Genomic DNA, 834 nt, shown 5'->3' with positions numbered 1-834 from the left:
CAGCACCGGGTGCGAGCTGACCTCGACGAACGCCCGGTGCTCCGCCGCCAGCAGCGTCCGCACCGCGTCCGCGAACCGGACCCGTCCGCGCAGGTTGCGGAACCAGTAGCCGGCGTCCAGCTCCGTGGTGTCCAGCCAGTCGCCGGTCACCGTCGAGAAGAACGGCACCGTGGACGGCTGCGGCGCCAGGTCCGCCAGCACCGTCAGGAGTTCCTCGTGCAGGTCCTCGACCTGGTGGGAGTGGGAGGCGTAGTCCACCGCGATCCGGCGGGCCCGGACGTCGTCGGCGGTGAGCCCGGCGTGCAGGGCGTCGAGCGCTTCGGGCTCGCCGGCGACCACGACGGACCGCGGGCCGTTGACGGCGGCCACCGACACCCGCCCGCCGAACTCGCCCAGACGCGGCTCCACCTCCTCGACCGGCAACGCGACGGACATCATCCCGCCCCGCCCCGCCAACGCCCGCCCGATCGCCTGACTGCGCAACGCCACCACCCGCGCACCATCACGCAACGACAACGCCCCGCAGACCACCGCGGCGGCGATCTCCCCCTGCGAATGCCCCACCACCGCATCCGGCTGCACCCCATGAGCACGCCACAAGGCTGCCAACGCCACCATCACCGCAAACGAGACCGGCTGAACCACGTCCACCCGCTCCAACGACGGCGCCCCCACCACCCCCCGCAACACATCGACCAACGACCAGTCGACGAACTCCGCCAACGCCACCCCACACTCCGCGATCCGCCCCGCGAACACCGGTGACTCGTCCAGCAGTTGGGACCCCATACCGACCCACTGCGACCCCTGACCGGGAAACACGAACACCGTGCG

At 71.8% G+C, this 834-nt stretch carries 1 protein-coding gene; it reads right to left on the bottom strand.

The features are described 5' to 3' along the window. Positions 1–834: acyltransferase domain-containing protein (locus ABD385_RS41225; RefSeq protein WP_344585418.1), on the bottom strand; the 834-nt coding region annotated here is incomplete at both ends.

The organism is Streptomyces lunalinharesii (assembly GCF_039532155.1).
Taxonomy (GTDB): domain Bacteria; phylum Actinomycetota; class Actinomycetes; order Streptomycetales; family Streptomycetaceae; genus Streptomyces; species Streptomyces lunalinharesii.
Note: the sequence above shows the minus strand (reverse complement) of the source record. Positions and strands in the feature narration are given on the sequence as shown.